The 24,602-nt window shown below is 63.3% G+C and carries 21 protein-coding genes and 2 tRNA genes; 8 read left to right on the forward strand and 15 right to left on the reverse strand.

Annotation, left to right across the window (positions count from 1 at the left end; all coding sequences use genetic code 11):
• Positions 1-42: 42 nt before the first annotated feature.
• From QUV21_RS04295 to QUV21_RS04310, 4 genes are all read right to left on the reverse strand, one after another.
• Entirely contained in the window at positions 43-612 is a 570-nt protein-coding gene (locus QUV21_RS04295; protein ID WP_300853349.1) for a DUF924 family protein, read from the reverse strand.
• A gap of 58 nt (positions 613-670) precedes the next feature.
• On the reverse strand, positions 671-1,936 hold the full coding sequence (locus QUV21_RS04300) for an MFS transporter (RefSeq protein WP_300853351.1): 1,266 nt from the start codon (positions 1,934-1,936) through the stop codon (positions 671-673).
• A gap of 159 nt (positions 1,937-2,095) precedes the next feature.
• Positions 2,096-3,148, reverse strand: coding sequence for a tRNA preQ1(34) S-adenosylmethionine ribosyltransferase-isomerase QueA (queA, locus tag QUV21_RS04305; RefSeq protein WP_300853352.1), 1,053 nt, complete (start codon positions 3,146-3,148; stop codon positions 2,096-2,098).
• On the reverse strand, positions 3,145-6,465 hold the full coding sequence (locus QUV21_RS04310; RefSeq protein WP_300853353.1) for a hypothetical protein: 3,321 nt from the start codon (positions 6,463-6,465) through the stop codon (positions 3,145-3,147). The genes queA and QUV21_RS04310 overlap by 4 nt, the downstream gene beginning before the upstream one ends.
• A 252-nt stretch (positions 6,466-6,717) precedes the next feature.
• Between QUV21_RS04310 and QUV21_RS04315 the strand changes: the two genes are divergently transcribed.
• The 5 genes from QUV21_RS04315 (at position 6,718) to QUV21_RS04335 (ending at position 10,346) form a co-directional block, all read left to right on the forward strand.
• Positions 6,718-7,191: a peroxiredoxin gene (locus tag QUV21_RS04315; RefSeq protein WP_300853355.1), complete on the forward strand. Its 474-nt coding sequence runs from the start codon at positions 6,718-6,720 to the stop codon at positions 7,189-7,191.
• Positions 7,192-7,267: 76 nt separating this feature from the next.
• Positions 7,268-8,116, forward strand: coding sequence for a ferritin-like domain-containing protein (locus QUV21_RS04320; RefSeq protein WP_300853357.1), 849 nt, complete (start codon positions 7,268-7,270; stop codon positions 8,114-8,116).
• A gap of 176 nt (positions 8,117-8,292) precedes the next feature.
• Positions 8,293-9,630 carry a M23 family metallopeptidase gene (locus tag QUV21_RS04325; protein WP_300853358.1) on the forward strand — a complete coding sequence of 446 codons (1,338 nt, stop codon included), beginning with the start codon at positions 8,293-8,295 and terminating at the stop codon, positions 9,628-9,630.
• A complete protein-coding gene (locus QUV21_RS04330; protein WP_300853359.1) occupies positions 9,620-10,129 on the forward strand; it encodes a polymer-forming cytoskeletal protein in 510 nt (169 codons plus the stop codon). The genes QUV21_RS04325 and QUV21_RS04330 overlap by 11 nt, the downstream gene beginning before the upstream one ends.
• A gap of 58 nt (positions 10,130-10,187) precedes the next feature.
• Positions 10,188-10,346, forward strand: coding sequence for a hypothetical protein (locus tag QUV21_RS04335; RefSeq protein WP_300853361.1), 159 nt, complete (start codon positions 10,188-10,190; stop codon positions 10,344-10,346).
• Here QUV21_RS04335 and QUV21_RS04340 read toward each other — a convergent pair.
• From QUV21_RS04340 to QUV21_RS04355, 4 genes are all read right to left on the reverse strand, one after another.
• Positions 10,339-11,103: a DUF2189 domain-containing protein gene (locus QUV21_RS04340; RefSeq protein WP_300853362.1), complete on the reverse strand. Its 765-nt coding sequence runs from the start codon at positions 11,101-11,103 to the stop codon at positions 10,339-10,341. The two genes, QUV21_RS04335 and QUV21_RS04340, sit on opposite strands and share 8 nt — an antisense overlap.
• A gap of 58 nt (positions 11,104-11,161) precedes the next feature.
• The gene (prfB, locus tag QUV21_RS04345) at positions 11,162-12,289 is read right to left on the reverse strand and encodes a peptide chain release factor 2 (RefSeq protein ID WP_300853363.1); all 1,128 of its coding nucleotides are present in this window, start codon (positions 12,287-12,289) and stop codon (positions 11,162-11,164) included.
• A gap of 91 nt (positions 12,290-12,380) precedes the next feature.
• A complete protein-coding gene (locus QUV21_RS04350; protein WP_300853364.1) occupies positions 12,381-14,933 on the reverse strand; it encodes a penicillin-binding protein 1A in 2,553 nt (850 codons plus the stop codon).
• A 105-nt stretch (positions 14,934-15,038) separates the two neighbouring features.
• On the reverse strand, positions 15,039-16,223 hold the full coding sequence (locus QUV21_RS04355; protein ID WP_300853490.1) for an N-acetylmuramoyl-L-alanine amidase: 1,185 nt from the start codon (positions 16,221-16,223) through the stop codon (positions 15,039-15,041).
• A gap of 234 nt (positions 16,224-16,457) precedes the next feature.
• Here QUV21_RS04355 and QUV21_RS04360 point away from each other — a divergent pair, with 234 nt between their 5' ends.
• Positions 16,458-17,204 (forward strand): DsbA family protein, encoded by a 747-nt coding sequence (locus QUV21_RS04360; protein ID WP_300853365.1) that lies wholly within the window; start codon positions 16,458-16,460, stop codon positions 17,202-17,204.
• Between the two features lie 3 nt (positions 17,205-17,207).
• Here QUV21_RS04360 and ispG read toward each other — a convergent pair whose 3' ends face one another.
• The 3 genes from ispG to hemA all read right to left on the reverse strand — a co-directional run bounded on the left by ispG (position 17,208) and on the right by hemA (position 20,973).
• Complete coding sequence (gene ispG / locus QUV21_RS04365; protein ID WP_300853367.1) at positions 17,208-18,332, reverse strand: flavodoxin-dependent (E)-4-hydroxy-3-methylbut-2-enyl-diphosphate synthase; 1,125 nt, start codon at positions 18,330-18,332, stop codon at positions 17,208-17,210.
• A 90-nt stretch (positions 18,333-18,422) separates the two neighbouring features.
• Positions 18,423-19,628, reverse strand: coding sequence for a helix-turn-helix domain-containing protein (locus tag QUV21_RS04370; RefSeq protein WP_300853368.1), 1,206 nt, complete (start codon positions 19,626-19,628; stop codon positions 18,423-18,425).
• A 121-nt stretch (positions 19,629-19,749) separates the two neighbouring features.
• Positions 19,750-20,973 carry a 5-aminolevulinate synthase gene (hemA, locus tag QUV21_RS04375; protein ID WP_300853370.1) on the reverse strand — a complete coding sequence of 408 codons (1,224 nt, stop codon included), beginning with the start codon at positions 20,971-20,973 and terminating at the stop codon, positions 19,750-19,752.
• 213 nt (positions 20,974-21,186) lie between these two features.
• On the opposite strand from hemA, the gene QUV21_RS04380 reads away from it, so the two are divergent.
• A complete protein-coding gene (locus QUV21_RS04380; protein WP_300853371.1) occupies positions 21,187-22,560 on the forward strand; it encodes a M20/M25/M40 family metallo-hydrolase in 1,374 nt (457 codons plus the stop codon).
• Positions 22,557-22,997 (forward strand): GNAT family N-acetyltransferase, encoded by a 441-nt coding sequence (locus QUV21_RS04385; RefSeq protein WP_300853372.1) that lies wholly within the window; start codon positions 22,557-22,559, stop codon positions 22,995-22,997. Before QUV21_RS04380 ends, QUV21_RS04385 begins: the two co-directional genes overlap by 4 nt.
• 90 nt (positions 22,998-23,087) lie before the next feature.
• Here the strand turns inward: QUV21_RS04385 and QUV21_RS04390 are convergent, their stop codons facing one another.
• From QUV21_RS04390 to QUV21_RS04405, 4 genes are all read right to left on the reverse strand, one after another.
• Entirely contained in the window at positions 23,088-23,312 is a 225-nt protein-coding gene (locus tag QUV21_RS04390; RefSeq protein ID WP_300853373.1) for an RND transporter, read from the reverse strand.
• A 47-nt stretch (positions 23,313-23,359) separates the two neighbouring features.
• Positions 23,360-23,436: transfer RNA gene (locus QUV21_RS04395), tRNA-Asp, on the reverse strand.
• Positions 23,437-23,472: 36 nt separating this feature from the next.
• Positions 23,473-23,549: transfer RNA gene (locus QUV21_RS04400), tRNA-Asp, on the reverse strand.
• Positions 23,550-23,645: 96 nt separating this feature from the next.
• A complete protein-coding gene (locus QUV21_RS04405) occupies positions 23,646-24,584 on the reverse strand; it encodes a pirin family protein (RefSeq protein ID WP_300853374.1) in 939 nt (312 codons plus the stop codon).
• Positions 24,585-24,602 lie beyond the last annotated feature (18 nt).

Raw genomic sequence — 24,602 nt, forward strand, 5'->3', positions numbered from 1 at the left:
GCAACGCAGGGGTTGCCGCAGCCCTATGCGCCAGGCGCATGACTAAGCGCCAAGGCTTTTGACCAGCGCCATGTAGCCGCCTTCGTCCATATAGGCCTGTTCCTCGGGCGTATTGACCCGACCAAGGGCCGCGTTGCGGGTCTGAAAGCGGCCATAGCGGCGGATCACTTCGGCATGGGCGCGGGCATGCAGGGCCATGTCCGGTTCGGACGACATCCGCTCGGTCAGATATTCCACCGCAAGCTGTTGATCGGCTGGGTCTTCGGAATGCTCAAAAGGCATGTAGAAGAACTGGCGTTCCGGTTCGGGGGCCTTCATGTCCCAGCCTTCGGCCACGGCCTTGCGCGCCGCAGTCCGGGCGCGGGCGTCGGTGGCGAAGGCAAGCGGGCTGTCGCGGTGGATGTTGCGGGGAAACTGGTCGGTCACGATCAGATAGGCGAGCGTGCCGACAGTGCCGTCGACCCAGTGTTCCAGCCCGCCATCATGGGCCGCCTGCCACAGATCGCCGAACCTGTCGCGGCAAGCGGCATCAATCGCCTCGCCCCCGGCATACCAGCCTTTCGGCCCGATCTCGTTGAGCCAGAAATCAAGCACTTCCAATGGGTCAGACATGCGCGCGCCCCTTCTTTCGTCAAATCGTGACAGGTTTGAACCTTGGGCGCAACGCCGGCTAGTCCTCGTTGCGGCGCGCGGCGCCTTCGCTTTTCTCCAGCGCGGCTTCGACGGCGATGACCGAAAGGTTCGGCGACATCGGCGTAAAGCTGGCATGCGGCGCCGGGGCCCGCTGGCGCCGCTGCATCCGCCAGGCGGTATAGGCCGCCAAGGCCGCGAACAGGACCGCCATGAACAGAAAGAAGCCGTCCGGGCCCATCGCGGCCATGATGTAGCCGGTCAGGATCGGCCCGCCGATCGCGCCAAGCCCGTTGATGAACATCAGACCCGCCGAGGCGGCCGCCATGTCGGAATTGTCGAGGTAATCGTTCACATAGGCCAGCAGCAGCGAATAGAGCGGGTTCGAAATCCCCCCCCCCACCGCGCCGACCAGGACGAGAAGGACAAAGGGCGTCGAGGCAAAGGGCAGAAGGCCGTAGATCACCGGGATCATCAGGAAGACCGCGCCCGCGACTGACAGCCACAGGATCACCTTGCGCCGGTCCATCCGGTCGGACACCCAGCCGATCGGATATTGCAGCACCAGCCCGCCAACATAGATGAAGGCCACAAAGATCGAGATGTCGCGGACCGAAAGCCCGGCCTGTGTTCCCCAGACCGAAGCCATGCCGAACTGGGCCGAGAACACCCCGCCCAGCAGGAACATGCCAACGCAGCCAAGCGGCGAGGCCTTGAAAAGCTTGCGAAAGCTTAGCGGCTTGGTCGATTCGAAGGCCGGGGCCTGAGTGACAGACAGCAGGATCGGCGTGAAGGCCAGCGACACCAGGATCGAGGGGATGACGAACAGGATATAGCCTGACGGATCGCCCGTGTTCAGCAGAACCTGCGCCGAGATGATCCCGATCATCTGCATGATCAGATAAAGCGACAGCGCCTGCCCCCGCGTCTCGTTGGTGGAGGCGTTGTTGAGCCAGCTTTCGGCGGTAATGTAGACGCCCGAGAAGGAAAACCCGATCAACACCCGCATCAGCGCCCAGGCGATCCAGTTCGGCGCAACGGCGTACATGACCAGCACCGCCGAAATCATCGACCCAAGTGCTGCAAAGACCCGCACATGTCCGACGCGGCGGATCATCTCGGGTGCCATGCGCGAGCCGAAGAGGAAACCCACGAAATAGCACGACATTACGATCGACATCTGAAGCGTGGTGAACTGCTCGATGCTGCCGCGGATGCCGAGGAGTGTCCCCTGCATCCCGTTGCCTAGCATCAAAAGCATGATCCCGATCAGCAAGGCCCAGGAATTGCGCAGGACAAGAAACATGAGGCGGGCTTTCTGTTGGGTGTCACTGCGGCAAGCCGCACTTCGGAACCAAGCGACAATTGTCAGGTATAACGACTGGGTCAAGGCGCAGCCGATCCTCAGCGACAGCCGGAGGGCGGTTCACGACCGCCCGCGGAACGCCGGCAACAGAGCGGCGCATCATGCCTTGCCCCCGGCATCCGGGATCAAAAGCGAGCTGTCACCATAGCTGAAGAACCGGTAGCCGGTCCGGACCGCGTGATCATAGATGGCACGGATGCGTGCCTCGCCCATCAATGCCGCGACCAGCATCACCAGCGTCGATTTCGGCAGGTGAAAATTGGTCATCAGAGCATCGGTAACGCGGAACTGGTAGCCGGGGTAGATGAAGATATCCGTCTCACCTTCCCAAGCGTGCAGGGTGCCATCGGGGCTGGCGGCGCTTTCGATCAGCCGCAGCGCGGTGGTGCCGACCGGGATGATCCGGCCCCTTGCCCGTTTTGTCGCGTTGATCTCGGCGGCGGCGGCGGCGGTCACGCGGCCCCATTCGGCATGCATCCGGTGGGTGGTCACATCCTCGACCTTGACCGGCAGGAAGGTGCCTGCGCCGACATGAAGCGTGACTTCGGTGAGATCGACCCCCTTGGCGGCAAGTGCGCGCAACAGCGGCTCGTCAAAGTGGAGGCTCGCGGTCGGGGCGGCCACGGCCCCGGCGTGGCGGGCGAAGACGGTCTGGTAATCGGTGCGGTCCTGATCATCGGCGGCGCGCTTGGCGGCGATATAGGGGGGCAAGGGCATCACCCCGGCATCGGCAAGGGCCGCGTCAAAATCCTCGCCCGTCAGGGCGAAGGTCAGGGTCAGATCGGTCTCGGTCTTGGCGGCCACGGTGGCAGAAAGCCGGTCTGAAAACCGGATCACCTCACCCACCGCCACCTTGCGCAAGGGCTTGGCCAGCGCGCGCCAGCCATCCGGGCGGGGGTCCAGAAGCGTGACCTCGATCTTGGCCACCGCATCGCCCCTTTGGCGGGTGCCGAACAGCCGGGCGGGAATCACCTTGGTGTTGTTCAGCACCAATCGATCCCCGGGCTGCAGGATATCCAACAGGTCGCTGACCCGGCGGTCGCTGATCCTGTCACCTTCAGCCAGCAAGAGCCGGGCCGAGGTGCGGGGCCGCGCGGGCCTTGTGGCAATCAGCGCCTCAGGCAGGTCAAAATCGAAATCGGCAAGTTTCATCCGCCGCTGTCCTTCAGGTTCGGGGGGGCGGCACGGAATATCTCGCGGAACATGCCCGGGGTCAGCACCGAAAGCGGATTGACCGACACGTTCGGCGCCTCGGCCGTGCCGGTCAGCCGGTAGTTGAAGCCAAAGAGCCCCTCACCCCGGCGCGAAAAGATCTGGCCGATGCCGTTGACCAGATAGATCGGGGAAATCACCCCCTGCAAATCCAGACGCCCGCCTGCCGTCAGATAAAGCCCGGCAAACGAGATCCCAAGCGAAGCCCCCACCGCCGAGCCCTGGGTGATTTCCACCGCATCCGGGGTCAGGATGAAATTCACCTCGCCATTGTTGAAGGCCAGTCCTTCGCCGCCCATCTGTTCCAGCAGACCGACCACAGACACGGCACTGAGAAGTTCGGCAAGCGCAGGCGCGCCCTGCACCCGCAACCGCTCGAAACTGGCTTTGCCGTTGTAATGTCCCTCTGGCCCGCGCGGCGACAGGGTCATGTCAAGGGTTCCACCGCGCCCGTTCTCGAAGATCCCAGCCGCCGCCATGACGGTGCCTGCATTGTCCGAGGTGATGCGGACTGCGCTGCCGCCATTGGCCGGGGCGACCAGCCCCTGCACCGCACCCTGACCGTTCACGCCGGCACTGAACCGTCCATTGAAGCCGCCGCGTGACCCGAAATCGCCTTGAAAGCCGGTCAACGTGATCCCTTCCGACACGATCAACCGGTCAAGTCTGACCCGGATCGGCCCCGATGCATCGGTGCCGCTGCCGGTCTTTGGCATGAAGCGCATGTCAAGCCTGCCACCGGAAACGGCCACATCCAACGCCTGACCCCGCCCGTTGCCCGACAGGGTGACCGGGGTATCCAGCCAGTCCCCCGCCCGGACGCGGGTAAAGCTGGCCTTGTCCAGCCCGCCGGAAGCGGTCGTGGTAATCTCTCCTTCCGCCGTCAGACCAGGCGCGGTCAGGGCCAGCCGGTCAACCCTTGGCTGCGCCGACAACCGCGCCTCAAGATCAAGGCTTGCGCGCGCATTGGCCGCTTTCGACCAGCCAAGCGGATCAATCCGCAGCGCAAGGCCGACAAGGTTCGAGGTCAGCGTCAGTTGCGGTGGCTGATCCTTGACCAATGCGATGTCGATGGCCGCAGCCCCTTCGCCGCGCACTGCTCCGGCGGGAAATTCGATCCCAAGGTCGCGCAGCACCGCATCGGACAGCATCACCGTACCGTTCACCCGCGCCCGGCCATTCTGTTCCGGACCGAAGCCTTGCAGGTAAGTCAGATCAACCGGCATCAGGTCCAGCATACCCTTGCCGGACAAGGAGAGCCCATCGGTATCCACCGCGACGGTCACTTCAGGCGAGGTCAGGATGCGCCCCGGCACCAGCGCGGGCGAAGTGAAATCAACGATCCGGCCAGCCACGACAAAGCTGACGTCGGGCAAGGTCACCTTCGGTTTCAGCGGCATCAGAAGGGTCGTCACAAGTTCAGCGCGCCCGGCACCAAGGTTTACCGGTTGGCCTGCGCGGGAAAAGAAGCTGAACGGTTCCTGATCCAGAAGCGACAATGTGGCGGTCAGCGCCGATGAGGTGATCAGAGTGATCTTCGCCGTTGCCGGGCGCTGGGTGATGTCGATCACCTGAAAGACCGATCCATCCGCCTCGATCCGCCCGCCTTCTGGCGCGATGACATGGCCTTGGTCCAGCATGACAGTATAGCTTTGCGTCTCAAGCGTGGCGTGGCCGCGTGCGTTCAGAACCGGTGGCAAGGTGCGGACAAACCGCACCTCTGCCTCGGCGAATTCATAGCCAAGACTGAAGCGCGGATCAGTGCCGGGCGAGAGGCGCACTGCGGCGCGGACATCGCTGAGCGTCGCCTGACCCACGTTTTCAGCATACCAAGTACGGGTCAACGGCACCACCGACACTGGCCAGAGCTTGAGCAGGCGTTCGGAATCTATCCGGTCAAGCACGACATCCAGCGCGGCCTTCCAGCCCGCCTCACCCGTCTGCACCGACCCGGACAGCAACAGCCGTTCTCCCGCCTCGACCAGTGCGAGTTGCCCGATGTCCAGCCGAAACGGGTCAAGCCGTAACCGCAGATCCAGCGCGCCCTGCGAAAAGCGCACCGGTTCTTCGAACAGGCCTTCCGGGTCGACCACCACTTCGGAAAAGGCAATCTGGGCCAGCACGCTGTCGGGCAGATCACCTTCGGCCAACGGCGCACCGTCTGGTGCCAGAAGATCGCCATGCCCCCGCGCCCGCAGTCGCAGGGACGCGCTTTCCACTGCAAGATCGGTCAATGTCAGACGGGCCGTCACCGGATCATAGCGCAGCGACATCGCGGCCCGGTCAAAAGCGATCGGTCGCGCCCCTTCCCCCGGAGCGATACTGCCCGTGGCAAGTTCAAGATCGGCTTCCAGCCCGGAAATCGCGCCATCTGCGGCGATGCTGGCGGAAAGCGCGCCCGAGATCGGTGCCTGCAAGATCCCAAGCCAGGCCAGGGGTGGCGCCATGGCCGCCAGGTCGGCGGCGGCAATATTGTCGACCCGCGCGCTCAGCCGCGCGCCAGCCGCCTTGGCATCCCCCTCGACGCTGCCACGCTTGGCAGCGACAATGGTCACGGTGGCCTGCGCCGGGACCAACCCATCCAGCAAGGTCAGCCCCAGTTCGGCGGCCACGGCGTCTGGCTTGTTGTCGATGGTCAGACGCCCGTCGCCCACTTGCCACGACCGCCCCGCCCGATCGTCGTTCAGTGTCAGGGTCAGGGCCTCGGCCTCGATCACCCGCAAGCTTGCCAAGGCAGGCGCAGAAAACAGCGCGTCAGCCGCTGTCAGCACTTCACCCAGACTTTTCGGCCCGGCCCCCAACCCTGCTCCACCCAGCTCAAGGTCAAGCTGGCCGCTCCGGTCGCGCCGGACCGACAACCGCGCCCCGATCAGCCGGATCGAACTGGTGCGGATCTTGCCCGACATCAGCGCCTCGGGGTCGAAGGTGACAAGCGCCTCGGGCAGGGTCAGCAACGACCGGCCCGCGCTTTCGATCAGGCGGATATCCTCCAGCCGGAAGCGCGGCACAAAAGCGCCATCCACCGCAAACTCCACATCCCCAAGGGATACCACGGTGCCGGGCGGCAGACGGGTGCCGGCAAGTCCCGCATTCATCCGCGCCTCGACCTCGGCCACAACGAAGGTGGGCAACCGAAGTGTCTTGCCGCTATAGGCAAGGGTCAGATAGCCGAACCCCAGCGCCAGGACGACCAGCGTCAGGACAACCGTCAGACTGAACCGCGTGCGCTTGCGCCGCGATTTTCGGGGCGCAGGCACGACAAGGGGTCCGACTGGCTGCGCGGCGGCGGCAGGGGCCAGTCCAGCCAGACGGTTCCCGGGAGCTGTCCCGCGATCCTGGCCCGGCCCTGTTTCCTGCATGTCCGTCAGCTTGCCCCGCTTTTGCTGCTCGACCTTGTTCTTGCGTGCCGGATTTGCCTCCGGCGAAAGGTTCGCGTCTGCTTGCCTTTATCTTTGCCCGAAGGCAACTAGAACGAAAGTCACAATGCAGCGCACAGCAAGGAGCCGCCCATGATTTCCGCAGGACAGACCGCCCCTGATTTCACCCTGCCCCGCGACGGGGACGCAGAAGGGGGCGCGACGATTACCCTGTCGGCGCTGCGCCCGGGCAAGGTGGTGCTTTACTTCTACCCCAAGGACGACACCCCCGGCTGCACACTGGAAGCGCAGGATTTCAACGCCCGCCTGTCCGACTTTGCCGCTGCGGGGGCCACGGTCATCGGCATCTCGAAAGACAGCGTGAAGAGCCATGACACGTTCTGCAAGAAGTACGGGCTTGGCATCGTGCTGGCCTCGGACGAAACCGGCCACACCTGCGAAGATTACGGCGTCTGGCTGGAAAAAAGCATGTATGGCAAGACCTACATGGGGATCGAGCGGACAACGGTCCTGATTGACGCCGCGGGACAAGTGGCGCGAGTCTGGAACAAGGTCAAGGTCAAGGGCCACGCAGATGAGGTTCTTGCCGCCGTGCAGGCCCTGTGACCGGCACTGAGATCGGCACTGGGATCGGCCAAGAGTCTTCGTCGAAGAATTCTGGCCCCGCGGGAAGGATCACGACATGACGAAGACGCTGGCCGAAATGGCGGTCGAGGTGCTGGCCACCGCCGACGGGCGGGAAAAGACCGCCCTTGGCCGCCGCCATGCCGCCGTCTGGTTCGCCGCGCGTGCGGCGGGCCAGACCCCGGCCATCGGTCGGGCCACCCCGCCCTTGCAGCCCGCGCGCCCCGCCCGGCCCGAGCTGCTGGACCCAAGGAATGTCCCCCGTCGCCGCCCCGGCAGCCCGCTGGGCCGCATTGCCCTTCTGCACGCCGTGGCTCATATCGAGCTTAATGCAGTCGATCTGCACTGGGACATCATCGCCCGCTTCTCAGACCAGCCGATGCCGATGGGCTTTTACGATGACTGGGTGAAGGCCGCCGACGAAGAGGCCAAGCATTTCAACCTGATCTGCGACTGTCTGGAAGCGATGGGCAGCCACTATGGCGCCATGCCCGCCCATGCCGGCATGTGGCGCGCGGCAGAAGACACGGCCAGGGATCTGCACGGTCGCCTGGCCGTGGTCCCGATGGTGCTGGAGGCGCGCGGGCTGGACGTGACCCCCGGCATGATCGAGATCTTCCGCAAGGCCGGAGAGGCGCAGGCCATTGCGGCGCTGGAGGTGATCTACGGCGAAGAAGTGGCCCATGTCGCTTATGGATCCAAGTGGTTCAATTGGCTTTGCGGCCGCGACGGCACCGACCCCAAAGAGGTGTTCCACCGCCTTGTGCGCCAGTATTTTCACGGCAACCTGAAACCACCCTTCAACGAAGCAAAGCGCGCCGACGCGGGCCTGCCGCCCGATTTCTATTGGCCGCTTGCAGAAGGCGAGATTGCCGAGTCAGCCACCGGAGCCCGCAATAGCCCATGATGATCGGCGGTTTCTTGCCGATAAAAACCCTGTAGCACGCGGAAAAACTCTCTATCCGGTCAAAATTGTTGCGGCCCTGAAACGGGCTGGCTAAGCAGTCTGCAAGCCGCGCGGGCATGGCCTTGGGACGCGGAACCTTCCAGCCGAAAAGAGGCCATGAACCGGATGACCCAAACGTGCTGAACCGCCTCGCCTATCGGATGCATCAAAGCCTTGAACGGCACTTTCCCGAACAGCGGCTGTTCCTGAAGTCCGACACCGAGACCCGATTCATCCGCTTGCGCTCGACCACGCAAGTCATCGCGCTGGTCGGCGGGACGCTGGCGCTTGCATGGACGATCGTCGCGACCGCGCTGATCATGATGGACAGCATCGGCGCCGGATCGGCGCGCGAACAATCTGCACGTCAGCAGGCGCTTTACGAACAGCGGCTGAATGCCCTGTCCAGCGACCGCGACCTGCGCGCCGATGAGGCTGCCCGGGCGCAGGAGCGCTTTAACGTGGCACTTGCGCAGGTTTCAGAAATGCAGGAACGCCTGCTTGCCTCGGAAGACCGCCGGCGGGAACTGGAAACCGGGATAGACGCGATCCAGAACACCTTGCGCCGCACTATCAAGGAACGGGACGAAGCCCGGCTTGAGGCGGACCGCGTGACTGTGGCGCTGAACGAACAATCCGGCGGCGCAACCGAAATGGGCCGCGCCCGCGACGCGCTGGCTACGCTGGAAATCCTGACCGGCGCGCTTGGCCTGACGGCGGAAGAACGTGACGCGATGCTGTCCGAAGCAAATGCGGCGCGTGAAGAAACCCGCACCATCGCCGAAGAAAAGCGCAGCCTCGAACTGCGAAACGATGCGATCTTTTCGAAACTCGAAGAAGCCGTCACCGTGTCGGTAGAACCCTTGGACAAGATGTTCCGCGAGGCGGGGATGTCGCCCGACGACCTGCTGGATACGGTCCGCAAGGGATACTCCGGTCAGGGCGGACCACTGACGCCGATCAGCTTTTCGACCTCGGGTAGCGGCCCAACGCCGGAAGAACTGCGCGCCAACGCCATCCTTGGCGGGCTTGACCGGATGAACCTGTATCGGATCGCCGCCTTCAAGCTGCCGTTTGCGATGCCGGTAAAGGGAAGCTTTCGCTGGACCAGCGGCTTTGGTTATCGCAAGGATCCCAAGGGTTACGGCACGCGGATGCACGAAGGCACCGACATGGCGGGTGCCTATGGCACAGCGATCCATGCGACGGGTGACGGGGTTGTCACGCATGCTGGCTGGGACAATGGCTATGGTCGGCTGGTCAAGATCCGGCACGACTTCGGCATCGAGACACGCTATGCGCATCTCAGCCAGATCCGGGTCGAGGTGGGCCAAAGGGTCTCGCGCGGGGACAGGATCGGTGATATGGGCAATTCAGGCCGATCGACTGGCACCCATCTCCACTACGAGGTCCGCCTTGGCGGTGCCGCCGTGAACCCGATGACCTTCATAAAGGCAGCGAAAAATGTTTTCTAAAAGCCGCATCAACGAGCCGGGCCCAAAGGCCGAGATCGAAAAGCCCAAAGCCCCGGAGGCAACGATGACCAAACCCAGCATGGACTTCACCCCCTCCGCCCCGAAGGGCAAGGCGGCGGTGTCGGTCCTGTCTTCCGATCTGACCGTGGTTGGCAACCTGCGCACCACCGGTGACATTCAGGTAGAAGGCACCGTTGAAGGCGATATCCGCGCCCATCTGTTGACGGTTGGTGAAAGCGCCACGATCCGGGGCGAAATCGTCGCCGATGACATCGTGGTCAATGGCCGGGTGATTGGTCGGGTGCGCGGCCTGAAGGTCCGCCTGACCTCGACCGCACGGGTTGAAGGCGACATCATCCACAAGACCATCGCCATCGAATCGGGCGCGCATTTCGAAGGCTCGGTCCAGCGGCAGGAAGATCCGCTGGCAACCGGTCGGCCGGCAGCTGCGGCCCCGTCAATGCGGCTGGACGCCCCGGCTGCGGGCGACGCGGGCTGAATTGACCTGACATGACTCTTTTGCGGGCATCGGGGGGTACCTCGGTGCCCGCTGTCTTTTGTACGGGCCGGATGGCCCCGGCTTTGGTGCGGCGGGACAGGGTGCCGACCATCTGGCAACAACCGGCGCGGCATTTGGCCAGGTGGCGATCTTTGGGGCGCTGATGGCGGCACTTGCCGCCCTCTTGGCGCTGACCACCGGTCGCAGCGTCAGGTGATGGCGCGGCGGTATAGGTGCCAGCTGGCATGCCCGAACAAGGGCAGCACCAGAAAGAGGCCCAGAAATCCCGGCAACATCCCGACAAACAGCGCCACCCCGATCAACGCGCCCCAACCCAGCATGACCACCGGATTTTCCCGCACCAAGGCAAAGCTGGTCAGCATCGCGGTCACGAAATCCACCTCACGGTCCAGAAGCATCGGCAGGCTGACCACCGTCAGGCTGAACAGAAGCGTCGCAAAGACCGCCCCGACGGTGGTGCCGACGGCCAGCATCGCCATCCCCTCGGGCGTGGCAAAGACCGCCAGCGAAGATGACACATTGGTCATCGGCGCATTGCCCAGAAACAGCGCGAAGATCATGTGGGCCAGAAAGTTCCAGAACAGGAAGAACACCACGATCACCGCCGCGATCGAGGGGATCTGCCGATCCTTTTGCCGCCAGATCACCCCGAAGATGCCCGCATCCAGCGCCTCGCCCGCCTGCAAGCGGCGCGAGATTTCATAAAACCCGCAGGCGATGAACGGGCCAAGGATCGGAAACCCCGCACTGGCGGGCAGCGTCCACCAGATCTGACCCTTGGTCGTGGTCGCCCACCAGATCAGCCAGCCGCCCAACACATAGACCAAGGCAAAGCCCAAGCCATAAAGCGGCGCGCGGCGCAAATCCTGCCAGCCAAGCGCAAGGCTGGCCTTCAGGTCGGAAAGGTCAAGCTCGTTGATTTCGGGCGCTGCAGGCGGATGGGTTGTTGTCATGCCCAAATGTTAGGCGGTGCCGGGCCGTTCAGGCAAGCCCCTGCGCGCGCCCATGCCGCTATTCGACATCCGCAAAATCGCTGCGCTTCTTGCCCGATGCGTTCATCGCCAGCGTGGCCGACATGAACCCGTCCAGATCGCCGTCCAGCACGCCTTGCGTGTCCGAGGTTTCATAGCCGGTGCGCAAGTCCTTCACCATCTGGTAAGGTTGCAGCACATAAGACCGGATCTGGTTGCCCCAGCCTGCGTCGCCCTTGTTTTCATGGGCTTCCAGAATGGCCGCGTTCCGCTTGTCCAGTTCCATCTGGTAAAGCCGCGACTTCAGCGCCTTCATCGCGATATCACGGTTCTGGTGCTGCGACTTCAGGCTGGAGGTCACAACGATATTCGTCGGGAAGTGGGTGATCCGCACGGCCGAGTCGGTCTTGTTGACGTGCTGGCCACCCGCACCGGACGACCGGAAGGTGTCGATGCGGATATCCTTGTCCAGGACCTCGATATCGATGTTGTCATCAACCACCGGATAGACCCAGACCGAACAAAATGACGTATGCCGCCGCGCCGCACTATCATAGGGGCTGATCCGCACCAGCCGATGCACCCCCGCCTCGGACTTCAGCCAGCCGTAGGCGTTGCGACCGGAAATCTTGTAGCTGGCAGATTTGATCCCCGCGCCGTCACCTTCGGATTCCGATTGCAGTTCAACGGTATAGCCATGTGCTTCGGCCCAGCGGACATACATCCGCGCCAGCATCGACGCCCAGTCACAGCTTTCCGTTCCCCCTGCCCCCGCGTTGATTTCAAGGAAGGTGTCATTGGCGTCCGCCTCGCCGTTCAACAGCGCCTCAAGCTCTTTCGCGGCGGCCAGCTTGGCAAGATCGGCCAAGGCCTTTTCGGCTTCGGTGACAATCTCTGCATCGCCCTCGGCCTCGCCCAGTTCGATAAGTTCGACATTGTCGCGCAAGCCGCTGTCGATCAGCTTGTAGGTGCCAACGGCATCAATCAGTGCCTGCCGTTCCCGCATCAGCTTTTGCGCCTTGGCGGCATCGTTCCACAGGTCCGGCGCCTCGATCATGGCGTCGAATTCCTCAAGCCGGTGCGGCGCGGTTTCCCAATCCATCCGCTGCGCCAGAAGCTTCAGCGATTTCTGGATCGCTTCGATCTGTTGCTGGGTCTCGGCACGCATGTCGGGTCTGATCCTGTAGTCTGTTTCAGCGGGCGGTGATAACGGCAAGCCCGCGCCCCGGCAAGGGTGCGGCGCTGCAATGGGAGAATGGCTAGTAAAGCCCCCCGGATGCGACGGTTCCGAAATCGGCCTTCTTCGGCACGACGACGGATTCCCCTTCGGCATTGGTGACGGTGGTACCCCTATCGCTGCCCTCACCTTCGCCATAGGCGAAAAGCGGCAGATTGGACCCCATGGCAAAGCCGCCATCGACCAAGGCGCCAAGGCCGAAGATCGGCTCTTCGCCCTGCCGGAAATATTCGGCCACCACATAATCACCGCTTGCATCATCGGGAAGCTGCTGGCCGGTGAACCGGTCGATCTTGATGAAATATCCCCCCGGCGGCACGGCGAATTTCGCACCACCATATTCCTTGATCGCGGTCTTCATGAAGCTTTCGAAGACCGGGCCGCAGAACCCGCCGCCCGAGGCACCGCTCATGGTGCGGGGCTGGTCATAGCCGATGTAGCAGCCCGCCGCGATGGTTGAACTGTAACCGATGAACCAGACGTCCTTGCTGTCATTCGTGGTGCCGGTCTTCCCCGCAATCGGCACGGGCAGGTTGATCCCGGCCGCGGTGCCGCGCTGGACGACGCCTTCCATCATGCTGGTCAACTGGTAGGCGGTGATCGCGTTCATCACCCGCTCGCGGTTTGAGGTGATCTTCACCCCCTGACCCGCCGGCAAGATCGGATCGGCGCAGTTTTCGCAGACGCGCTGGTCATGGCGATAGATCGTGCGGCCAAAGCGGTCCTGCACCCGGTCAACCAGAGTGGGTTCCACCCGCTCGCCACCATTGGCAAACATCGCATAGGCGGCAACCATCTTGAACAAGGTGGTTTCCTGCGACCCGAGCGAGTTGGCAAGGAACGGACCCATCCGGTCATAGACGCCAAAGCGTTCGGCATAGCCCGCAACAGTCTGCATCCCGATTTCCTGCGCGATCCGCACGGTCATCAGGTTTCGGCTCTGTTCGACCCCGGTGCGCAGGGGCGTGGGGCCGTAGAACTTGTTCGAGGCGTTCTTCGGCGTCCAAAGACCCTGCGGGGTGTCAATCTCGATCGGGGCGTCCACGACGATGGTTGCAGGGGTGAAGCCCGAGTCCAGCGCCGCCGCATAGACGAAAGGCTTGAAACTGGAGCCCGGCTGGCGCGTTGCCTGAGTGGTGCGGTTGAAGACCGAGTCCTGATAGCTGAAACCGCCCTGCATCGCCAGAACACGGCCGGTATTCACGTCCATGGCCATGAAAGCGCCCTGCACTTCAGGCACCTGACGCAAGGACCAGCGCCGGAAGGTGCCGTCGTCATTGGTGACCGCCCGGACAAGGACCACCTCGCCCGGTTCCAGAAGATCGCCAGCCACCCGCGCCTTGCGGCCAAGGCTGCCATCGGCCAGCCGCTTGCGCGCCCAGGTGACATCATCGGCCGGGATGAAATGGCCCTCGGCGGAATCGGCTACGCCTTCGATGCCGACACGCGCGGAATTCGTGCCAACCTCAAGCACTACAGCGGGGAACCATGTGGCAATGTCGCGCGGCACCTCGATCTCGGCCAGCGCCGCGCGCCAGCTTTCCTCGGACGCCAACTGCTCGACCGGAATGGTCTTGCCGGTTCCGCGCCAGATGCCTTGCGCACGGTCATATCTTTCCAGACCGGCGCGCAGGGCAGCGGCGGCGGCGGTTTGCAGGTCAGGGTCGACGGTGGCGCGGATCGTCAGGCCGCCAGAAAAGAATTCCTCTTCCCCGAAGCTGCCGGACAACTGGCGCCGGATCTCGTCGGTGAAGTAATCGCGTGAAGGCAGCGATTCCCGGAATGCTTCGAAATCGCCGCCCTGAACGGTCAAAAGCGGCTCTGCCCGGGCCGTTTCCAGCGTCTCGGCGTCGATGTAGCCGTTGTCATGCATTTCACCCAGAACATAGGCACGGCGGGCGAGCGCGTCTTTCTGGTCGCGGACCGGATGCAGGGTGCCGGGGCGCTGCGCGAGGGCCGCAAGATAGGCGACCTCGGCGGCCGTCAGATCGGCCAGCGACTTGTTGAAATAGGTTTGCGCAGCGGCCGCCACCCCATAGGAGTTCTGGCCAAGGAAAATCTCGTTCAGGTAAAGTTCAAGGATCTTGTCCTTGCTCATCGCGGTTTCGACCCGGGCGGCAAGGATGATTTCCTTGATCTTGCGTTCCGCCGTGCGGTCTGACGACAAAAGGAAGTTCTTCATCACCTGCTGGGTGATGGTGGATGCCCCGCGCACCCGTTCCCCCCGGGTCTGGACCGCCTCGACCAAGGCCGCGACCATGCCACGGGTGTCATAGCCATGGTGGCTGTAGAAATTCTTGTCCTCGGCGCTGATGAAGGCCTGTTTGACCAGATCGGGGATGTCTTCGGACGGCACGAACAACCGCCGTTCGCGCGCGAATTCGTCGATGATCCGGCCTTCACCCGAATAGATCCTGCTGATCGTCGGGGGGGTATACTGGGCAAGGCTTTCATGGCTCGGCAAGTCACGGGAATACATGTAGAAAATGCCGCCCACCGTCAGGGCCGCAAAGAACAGTCCCAGCGTCACCGAGGTGAACAGCCCGCCCAGAACATTGCCGATGAATCTGAGCAACCCGTTGCCCCTTTTTTGGTCAAGCCTCTGCACTATACCAGACGCGCGCGCGCGTCAAAACCTTGGCCGATCACAAATCCGGTGACGGCGGCCTTCCGCAAAGGCTCAGGGCGCGACCAGCGCGCGAAGGGCCGCTTCCTCCTCGGCCCATTGCAGGATGGCGGCGCGGATCGCCCCGGCCATCCGCGCCCGCCACTTCGGGTCTGACAAGCGGTTGAAGTCACGTTCTGACGACAAGAACCCCAGTTCCAGCAGAACCGAAGGGATATCGGGTGATTTCAGCACTGAAAACCCGCCGGTTTGCTGCGGGCGACGGTGCATGCGGATCTCGGCCCGCTTGATCGCCGCGACGATTGCATCCGACAACCGGTCGGTGCGGGGCTGAGTTTCGGTGCGGGCCATGTCCATCAGCACTTCGGCCACCTGATCATCCTGATCGGAAAGGTCGATCCCGGCCAGAAGGTCATCGCGGTCATGGCGTTCGGCCAAGGCGGCGCTGGCGGCATCTGTCACCTCATCTGCCAGCGTGTAGATCGTTGCCCCCTGCGCATCGCCTTCTGCAAGGGCATCGGCGTGGAGCGACAGGAACAGCGCCGCCCCGGCGTCGCGCGCTATCGAGGTTCGGGTTTCCAGTGGGACGAAGACATCTTCCTCACGCGTCATCACCACCGCAAACCGGCCGTCGCGCAACAACAATTCCTTCAATTCGCGCGCGAAGGTCAGCATCAGGGCGGCTTCGGTCTGGCCATCGCGTTCGGCGCCCGGGTCAATGCCGCCATGACCGGGGTCGAGCACAACGATCAGCGGCCCGCCACCTGCCGGCAAAGGTGCCATGATCTCTGCGGGATCAGGCGCGGACCATTCCGGCAGGTCCGGGCGACCAGCCTCGGCAGCGAAACTTGCGGCATCCGCTGGGGCCAGTGCAAGCCGGATCACTGCGCCTTCGGCGCCGGTCACCATCTCTGCGCTGGCAAGGCGCTGCGGCCCGTCCAGTTCCAGCACCAGACGAGACCAGCCGGGCCGGAAATTCCCCGCCCGCAGCGCTACCGCTGGGGATGAGACCTCCAACGCCGCAATTCCGGTCCATTCGATCTCGCGTGCGTCAAGCAACAGGCGCGGCGGGTCGGCCATGAAGCGCAGTCGCCACGGCACCGGCTGGCTGATGGCCAAGGTAAGGTCCAGCCCGCCATCGGCCGAAGTGATCGAAGACCCGGCCACCTGAAGCCTGGCCAGTGCCGAAAGCTCTTGCGCTGCGGGCGGCTGGGCCAGCGCCAGAAGCACAAGCGGCATGGCCAGAAGCCGGGCGAAACGAGGAAGGGTCAAAACACGCATCGCGCGACTTATCCCCGCTTGACGGCGAAAAGGCAAACCCCGCCGAAGCAGGATCACAATTGGGCGAAGTCTCATGTCGCACACCTGTAGCGCCTTGATCTTCCCGGCAAGCCGCCCCTATTCTTCCCGCGCCGTCGCAAGGGTGCGCCCGGCCCGCCCCTGCCGCAGCGGAACCTCTTGAAGGAGCCTTCAATGCGCCGTCTTGCCCTTGGCCTTGCTGCCAGCCTTGCCACGACTGGCGCATTCGCCGAAGGCCCTGCCGGGATGTCCGACAGCGAACGCGCCGCCTTCCGTGAGGAAGTCCGCGCCTATCTGCTGGAAAACCCCGAAGTGCTGATCGAAGCGATGGACGTGCTGCATTCGCGTGAGGAACAATCCGCCGCACAGCGCGATCATGAGATGCTGGCCGCAAATGCCGACGCGATTTTCGCCAGCCCTTCCGATTGGGTCGGTGGAAACCCCGAGGGGGATGTCGTGCTGGTGGAATTCATGGATTATCGCTGCGGTTATTGCCGCAAGGCCTATACCGAGGTCGAGGAACTGGTGAAGTCGGACGGCAATATCCGCTTTGTTGTCAAAGAGTTTCCGATCCTGGGCGAAGCCTCGCTTCTGTCGTCACAGTTTGCGATTGCCGTGCTGCAACTGCATGGTGATCTCGCCTACAAGGCCGCGCATGACGGGCTGATCGATCTGCGTGGCGAACCAAATGGCGAAACTCTGGCCCGGCTGGCAAGTGACCTTGGCCATGACCCGCAGCCAATCCTTGACCGGATGAACAGTGATGATGTGATGGCGGTGATCAAGGCCAATCATGCGCTGGCCGACGCGATGGAAATCTCTGGCACACCCACCTTTGTCACCAAGGGCATGATGGTGCGCGGCTATGTGCCGCTGGAGGCAATGCGCCAGATCGTGGCCGAAGTGCGTGCCGACGGCTGAGTACTATTCGGCAGCCAGCTTTTCGGCAGCCTCGATCTCGGCGGCCTTTTGTTCCACGAGTTCCACGATATGGTCGACCATCCGGTCGTTTGACAGGGTGTGGTCCTGCTTGCCGGCAAGATAAACCATTCCCTTGCCCGCGCCGCCACCGGTAAAGCCGATGTCGGTCATCAGGGCTTCCCCCGGGCCGTTGACCACGCAACCGATGATCGACAGGCTGAGTGAGGTGGTGATATGGGCCAGCCGTTCTTCCAGCGCGGACACGGTCTTGATCACATCAAACCCCTGTCGTGCGCAGGAGGGGCAGGAAATGATCGTCACCCCCCGATGCCGCAGGCCCAGCGATTTCAGGATCTCGAAGCCCACCTTGACCTCTTCCACCGGATCAGCGGACAGGGAAACGCGGATCGTGTCACCGATGCCGAACCACAACAGACTTCCCAGACCGATCGCGGATTTCACCGTGCCTGAAACCAGCCCCCCTGCCTCGGTGATGCCCAGATGGATCGGCGCATCGGTGACCCCGGCCAATTGCTGATAGGCCGCCGCCGCCATGAATACATCAGACGCTTTGACGCTGATCTTGAATTCGTGAAAATCGTTGTCCTGCAACAGCTTGATGTGATCCAGACCGGATTCCACCATCGCATCCGGGCAAGGCTCGCCGTATTTGTCCAAGAGGTGCTTTTCCAGTGACCCCGCGTTCACCCCGATGCGGATGCTGCACCCGTGGTCTTTGGCAGCCCGCACCACCTCGGCCACGCGCTTGGCGTCACCGATGTTGCCGGGGTTGATCCGCAGGCAGGCCGCACCCGCCTCGGCCGCCTCGATCGCGCGCTTGTAGTGGAAATGGATGTCGGCCACGATCGGCACCGGGCTTTCCGCCACAATCTCGCGCAGCGCCGCCGTGCTTTCCTTGTCAGGGGTCGAGACGCGAACGATATCGGCCCCCGCCACCGCGCAACGCTGGATCTGTTCGATAGTGGCGGCGACATCAGTGGTCAGCGTGTTCGTCATCGTCTGCACCGAGATAGGCGCATCTCCGCCCACCAGCACCTTGCCCACCCGGATCTGCCGCGAGACCCGACGCTCGATGTTGCGCCAGGGGCGGATGGGGTTGTGCGTCATGTCATGGCTCCGCTGCGACTACGGGCAGAAGATAGGCCGCGCCGCCGACGACGGCAACAGCATGCGAGTTTGTGGCAAGGACTAGTGACGTTACTCTGACACGGCGTCCGACGGGACCAGGCCGGAGGCATCGGCCGTGGCAAATCGGGCCAGATCCTGATCGCTGTCCAGATCGGCCTGAGCAAGAGTCTCGGTCAATGCCTCAGCGGAAAGGGCGATGTCTTTTACCACATTCGCGCCGGGTGCGGCGGGGCCGACGGTCACGCCATCTACCATGAAATAGACCGCGCCGGAATTTCCGGTGCGGAAGACTGGCGGTTCTTCCAATGCGGGGACGACGTAACGTTCGCCAGCATCAAGGATCTTTTCAAAGAGAACGGTGCCATCCGCCGCGTTGACCCGAACCCATGCAGGACGCACGGCCAGAACTTCGATCCCCTGCTGGGCCGCAGCCATCACCCGCACGTCTTCGCCAAGCGCCTCGGCAAGGGCGGTGTCAACGGCCGAAGCTGCACCCGCTGCAGCCAGCACACCAGAATCACGCGGATTGATCGCGGCAATCGGCCCATCGCGGGACGTCAGCACCGGCACATCCAGCGCCTGCGGCCGGTAAAGACGGTCCATCACATCCGGGCCTGCGGCGGCCGTCAAAGCCTCGCCGGTCGGGCGGGTGGTGACCACTTGCGCCGAGGTGCCACCGGCATTTGCCAGAGGGTCGATCTGCGCCAGAACCGTCGGCGCCTCATCCACCGGGGCGAGCTGCACGCGCTGCACTTCCTGCAACACCGACCAGCCGCCATAGCCAATCGCCGAAATCAGCGCCACAAGCACGGCAATCGAGCCGACAGCGGCCGGTTCGACCTGAGACAGGAAACCTTCGCCCTGGGGAACGAAGCTGGCATTCGGGTTGGCAAGGGGCTCGGAAAACTCTGCCCGGGCGCGGGCTTTCAGAATCTGCTGCGGTGCCGCCGCCGCCGAAAGCCCATGCGAGACGGCATAGCCGGCTTCGGCACAGAACCGTTCAAACGCCCATTCGGCATCCATACCCAGATAGCGCGCATAGGACCGAACATAGCCCGCCACGAAACCCGGAGTCTCGAAAGCAGAAAGATCGGCATTCTCGATAGCGGCGATGTAGGTGGCCTTGATCTTCAGTTCTCGCTGAACATCAAGCAGCGATTTTCCCAGCGTGGCACGCTCGCCCCGCATGAGATCACCAAGACGCAACTCAAAGTCGTCAAAGCCCTTGGGCTTGTCCTCTTCGGTTGTCGAAGGTTTTGACCTCCAACCGATCATCTGCGCCCTGTCCCCTTTGGCCACCGCTCTGCGTGAAACCGCCCTTCCCCGGCGACTCACTCATTTTTCGTATTGTGGAAACGGTAGCATAGGGCAAGAGCCTTTGCACACGCAGTATGGGTCAAGCCGCCGCTTCGGCGCGATTCAGCGCACAGTGGCTCCACAGTGCATCCATCGCGCGCACCAACCTGTCGATATCGCCGGGGCCATGCACCGGCGAAGGGGTAAACCGCAGACGTTCGGTGCCACGCGGCACCGTGGGAAAGTTGATCGGCTGGACATAAATGCCGTGATTCTCCAGCAGCATGTCCGAGATCAGCTTGCAGTGCACCGGGTCGCCCACATGAACCGGCACAATGTGCGAACCGTGGTCGATGATTGGCAGCCCCATGGCCTTGAGCCGGGTCTTCAGGATCCTTGCCTGCGTCTGCTGGGCATCGCGCAGGTTCTGGGCGGTCTTGAGATAGCGGACCGAAGCCGCCGCCCCCGCCGCAACAGCCGGTGGCAGCGAGGTGGTGAAGATGAACCCCGGCGCATAGGACCGCACTGCATCCACCATTTTCGCGCTGGCGGCGATATAGCCGCCAAAGACGCCGTAGGCCTTCGCGAGCGTGCCGTTGATGATGTCGATGCGGTGCATCTGGCCGTCGCGTTCCGCCACCCCTGCCCCGCTCGGGCCATACATGCCCACGGCATGCACTTCGTCGATATAGGTCAGCGCGCCGAATTCTTCCGCCAGATCGCAAATCGCTGCGATCGGCCCGAAATCGCCATCCATTGAGTAGATCGATTCGAAGGCGATCAGCTTTGGGGCAGCCGGATCATCGGCCGCCAGAAGAGCGCGCAGATGGGCCACGTCATTGTGCCGGAAGATCCGCTTCTCTCCTCCTCCGCGCCGGACGCCCTCGATCATCGAGGCGTGGTTCAGCGCGTCGGAATAGATGATCAGACCCGGAAAGATCGACCGCAGAGTCGAAAGCGTCGCGTCATTGGCGATATAGGCGCTGGTAAAGACCAGTGCGGCCTGCTTGCCGTGCAGATCGGCAATCTCGGCCTCAAGTCGTTTGTGATAGACCGTGGTGCCGCTGATGTTGCGCGTCCCGCCCGACCCTGCACCCGTCGCGTCCAGCGCCTCATGCATCGCGGCCAGCACGACCGGGTTCTGCCCCATGCCAAGATAGTCATTGCCGCACCAGACGGTGATGTCCTTCTGGCTGCCATCCGGTTTGGTCCAGACCGCGTGCGGAAACTGGCCCTGCCGCCGCTCGATATCGATGAAGGTCCGGTAGCGGCCTTCATCGTGCAGGCGTTGCAGGCTGGCATCAAGCGCGCTGTCGTAATCCATCGTCTTCTCCGGTCCCCTATGCGGCGATCCTGCCGGACCTGTCGCCATGGTTCCTTGATTTCGGTCAACCGGCCGGAAAGGCCAAGGGGACGAATTGTCACCCCAACCCCTGCTCCACCCGGCCCGCTGACGCCTTCATACTCCGGTTGGCCCACTCTGGACAGTCCCATGCCGCCTGCTAGGCTGCGAATTGATCACATTCCGGAGACAGCCATGACCCTGAACGCCGTCCTTGCGCGCATCGACGAAACCCTGCCCCAGTCGCTTGACCGGCTGATGGATCTGTTGCGGATTCCGTCGATCTCTACCGACCCGGCCTACAAGGCTGATTGCGCACGCGCGGCGGACTGGCTGGTCAATGATCTGAAATCGCTGGGCTTTGACGCCCACGCCGCCCAAACACCCGGGCATCCGATGGTGGTTGGCCACGCCGATGGCCCGGGCCGCCATATCCTGTTTTATGGCCATTATGACGTGCAACCGGTCGATCCGCTTGATCTTTGGGACCGCGACCCTTTTGACCCAGAACTGCAAGACACCCCGAAAGGCCGCGTGATCCGCGCCCGGGGCGCATCCGACGACAAAGGCCAGCTGATGACCTTCATTGAGGCGTGCCGTGCGTGGAAGCACGTTCACGGCAGCCTGCCCGGCAAGCTGACGATCTTTCTTGAAGGTGAAGAGGAATCCAGCTCTCCCTCGCTCATTCCCTTCCTGACCGAAAACCGCGCTGAACTTTCTGCCGACCTTGCGCTGATCTGTGATACCGGCCTGTTCGAAGGCGCTGTTCCCGCGATCACGACCATGCTGCGCGGGCTGGCGAAAGCGGAATTCACCGTCCGCGCTGCGTCGCGTGACCTTCATTCCGGCATGTATGGCGGCCTTGCCCGCAACCCGCTGCACGTAATGGCCGCACTCCTCGCCAACCTTCACGACGCCAGCGGCGCCGTCACCGTCCCCGGTTTCTACGACGACGTGGCAGAACTGCCCGACAGCTTGCGCCAGCAATGGCAGTCACTTGCCTTCGACCATGCCAAATATCTTGGCGACGTGGGCCTTTCGCACCCCGCAGGCGAACAGGACCGCACGCCTCTCGAAATGATCTGGTCCCGCCCCACGGCCGAGGTGAACGGCATGTGGGGCGGCTATAACGGCGTGGGCTTCAAGACCGTCCTGCCGGCCGAGGCCCACGCCAAGGTCAGCTTCCGCCTTGTGTCGCAACAAGACCCGGCGAAAGTCCTGACCGCCTTCCGCGCATGGGCCGAAGCCCAGATACCGCCTGACTGCGAAATTGTCTGGCACGCCACCGACGGCGACCCCGCCTCGGTCATGGCGATCGCCGACCCCGCGTTTGAGGCTGCCCGGGAAGCCCTGACCGAAGAATGGGGCCGCCCCGCCGCCTTTGTCGGAGCCGGTGGTTCGATCCCGGTGGCTGGTTACTTCAAGTCGATCCTTGGCATGGACGCGATGCTGATCGGCTTTGGCAAGGATGATGACCAGATCCATTCTCCGAACGAGAAATACGATCTGGACAGCTTTCACCACGGCATCCGGTCCTGGGCGCGTGTTCTGGCAAGGATCGCGGGATGATCGGGATTCGTGATGCAACCCCTGCCGACCGTGAGGCGTTCCTTGCGCTTTGGCAGGGTTTTACCGACGGTTACAACATGACCCTGCCCCCTGGCGTGACCGAGTTCACCTGGACGCGGCTGATGGACCCGGCCAACCCCATGACCGCCCGGCTGGCCTGCATGGACGGGCAGCCGATGGGCTTTGCCATTCACCAGCACCACCCCTCGACCTGGGTGATGGGGGATGACGGCTATCTGGAAGACCTGTTTGTCGCCCCAGAGGCGCGCGGCAAGGGTCTGGGCCGCGCGCTGATCGAGGATCTTGTCGCCATCGGCCGGGCGCGCGGCTGGCAGCGGCTTTACTGGATGACCGAGATATCCAATACGACCGCCCGGCGGCTCTACGACCGGTTTTGCGAGAACGACGGCCATGTCCGCTACCGCATGAAGCTTTAGCATCGGCCTCGGTTCACGAACCAGTGTCGGTAAGGTTGCACCGATGGCACCAAAGCCTGTCTCGGGTCTTCAAGAACCGACGACAGGATATCAGCCCCCGGTCCTGGTTGCCATGCGGATCATCTTGGCCACCAAAAGCAGCACAGGTGCCGCGTGCATCAAAAGGTCAAGGATATCAACCGGCTTCACCAGCGTTCCTGCCACCAGCATCTTCAGCTTTTCCCAAAGATGCGGCTCTGGGAAGAACGGCGCAAGACCAAGAGCCAGCGCAGCGATCAGCAGAATAGCAAACGGGATCTTGTCAAGAATGGCCATCAAATGCCCAGGACAGGGGCCACATTGGCCCGGTCTTGCAGAAGAAGTGGCGCGGTGGACGGGGCTCGAACCCGCGACCCCCGGCGTGACAGGCCGGTACTCTAACCAACTGAGCTACCACCGCGCGAAGCGTTTTTCCGGCACCTTGGGCGGGCGAGGCTGGCGCGGTGGACGGGGCTCGAACCCGCGACCCCCGGCGTGACAGGCCGGTACTCTAACCAACTGAGCTACCACCGCGCATCTCGCTGCCCGGAAGGTGCCTTCCGAACGTGCGCCGTCTTACGCAAGGGGTTGGGCGGCGTCAATGGGGCCTGTGCGCGGGAAGACCGATTTTCAGGTGTCAGGCGCCGGAATGAATTCGTCCTTGTCCTCGGGCGGCAAGCGGAAGCGGCCATGCGTCCAGTCCCCCGCCCGCCACGCCTCTTTCGCGGCGTCGATCCGTTCCTTTGACGAGGCGACAAAGTTCCACCAGATGAAGCGCGGGCCGTCCATCGTGGCCCCGCCCAGAAGCATCAACCGCGCACCCTGCGGCCCTGCGGTGACCCCGATCCGGTCGCCGGGGCGAAAGACCAGCATCTGCCCGGTCGGGAAGGTCTGCCCGCCCACCGTCACCTCACCTTGCAGGATATAGACGCCACGGTCTTCCTGATCATCCGGCAAGGGGATGGTGGCGCCGGGTGCCAGACTGGCATCGGCATAGAACATTTCCGACGCGGTCGGCGTGGGCGCGGCCTCCCCCCAGGCGTTGCCCAGAATCAGTCGGACGGTCTTGCCCTCGCCCTCCAGCACCGGCAGCGCGGCCTTGGGGGTGTGGACAAAGGCCGCCGGGTCATCTTCCTGCGCCTTTGGCAGGGCAAGCCAGGTTTGCAGACCAAACAGCGTCTGACCCTTCTGGCGCACTTCTCCATCAGTGCGTTCGGAATGGGTGATCCCCCAGCCCGCCTTCATCCAGTTCACAGCGCCAGGTTCGATCCACTGATCGGTGCCAAGACTGTCGCGGTGGTGCAGACGGCCCTGCATCAGATACGTCACCGTGCCAAGCCCGATATGGGGATGCGGGCGCACGTCGATGCCTTCGCCAGTCAGGAATTCGGCCGGGCCGATCTGGTCAAAGAAGATGAACGGCCCGACCATCTGCCGCTTGGCCGAAGGCAGCGCGCGGCGCACTTCAAACCCGCCAAGATCGCGGGCGCGCGGGACAATCACCGTCTCGATCGCATCAACGGCATCGCCGATCGGAATGGTGGGGTCGAGGATTGGGTTCCAGCTCATAAGCGGTCTCCTTTGATG

It is taken from the genome of Tabrizicola sp., assembly GCF_030373185.1.
Lineage (GTDB): Bacteria > Pseudomonadota > Alphaproteobacteria > Rhodobacterales > Rhodobacteraceae > Tabrizicola.